At 35.7% G+C, this 935-nt stretch carries 2 protein-coding genes; both read left to right on the forward strand.

Annotation, left to right across the window (positions count from 1 at the left end):
* Positions 1 to 504, forward strand: a 504-nt coding sequence (locus tag BGI33_RS03140; RefSeq protein WP_306807478.1) for an RHS repeat-associated core domain-containing protein, incomplete at its 5' end; no start/stop codon positions are given.
* A complete protein-coding gene (locus BGI33_RS03145; RefSeq protein ID WP_180297035.1) occupies positions 482 to 820 on the forward strand; it encodes a hypothetical protein in 339 nt (112 codons plus the stop codon). The genes BGI33_RS03140 and BGI33_RS03145, both read left to right, overlap by 23 nt.
* The last annotated feature ends 115 nt before the right edge of the window (positions 821 to 935 follow it).

Raw genomic sequence — 935 nt, forward strand, 5'->3', positions numbered from 1 at the left:
TTACATTACAATACTTTCAGGTACTATGATCCGGATATAGGACGCTTTACTCAGCCAGATCCGATTGGGTTGCTGGGTGGTTTTAATCTGTATCAGTATGCGCCTAATGGGTTGACTTGGATTGATCCGTGGGGGCTAGATGCTATTCGCGTTTATCACTACACAAGTAAAGATGGATATAACGGGATTATGGGATCCGGTGTAATTAGAAAAAAAGATCCAGGTGTTAGAGGAAAAGGTTCTATTCAGGGCAAACCTCAGGGTGTATATGTAACTACATTATCTCCAGAGGAGCTAAAATCATCAGGCTTGCGAGGTAAAATGGGATTGACCAAAGAAAAGAGTACTAATTTTATTTCATTTGAAATCGATAGCTCTAAGGTTAAAAGAGTAGATCGACAGAATGGATATTTAAGGCTATATATAGAAGAAGATATACAGCTCAGAAGTGCGAATAATAAGCTCCGAGGTGATATTAAACATGGCGCTTCTGGATGCAAATAGTTTAGGAGATAAATATATGACTGAATGGACAGGTGTTATGTATGGGTTTTATACTAATAAGTTGATAGATGATGTATTTTCTTCATTGATCAAAAAAATAGCATCTATTAATTATAAATATAAACGAGATAGTTTTCGAGATGAAGAATTTCTATTCTTCTACAAAAATGATGAAATGCAAGATTATCACCTTGAGAATGGCTATAATTTGGATATTAATGGTGAAGGTTGCTTTGGAATCGAGGCAAAAAATACAACGTTGAATGGAATCGCTACACTATTTGAATTCGATAATGATTCGGATTTTGTGTACTAGCTTAAACTTAATCTGACAGACACTACCTACTCATCGGCATTCGTTCTAACACAATGACTGTCTGATGAGTAAAATAAATTCTCTAGCTGCTTTTCTTTAGCCAGTCCTTTTGTCT

Source organism: Snodgrassella alvi (genome assembly GCF_002777425.1).
GTDB classification, from domain to species: domain Bacteria; phylum Pseudomonadota; class Gammaproteobacteria; order Burkholderiales; family Neisseriaceae; genus Snodgrassella; species Snodgrassella alvi_B.

Excerpts from the sequence above, each read along its gene's own strand:
- BGI33_RS03145 (WP_180297035.1), top strand. The coding sequence starts at position 482 with ATGGCGCTTCTGGATGCAAATAGTTTAGGAGATAAATATATGACTGAA.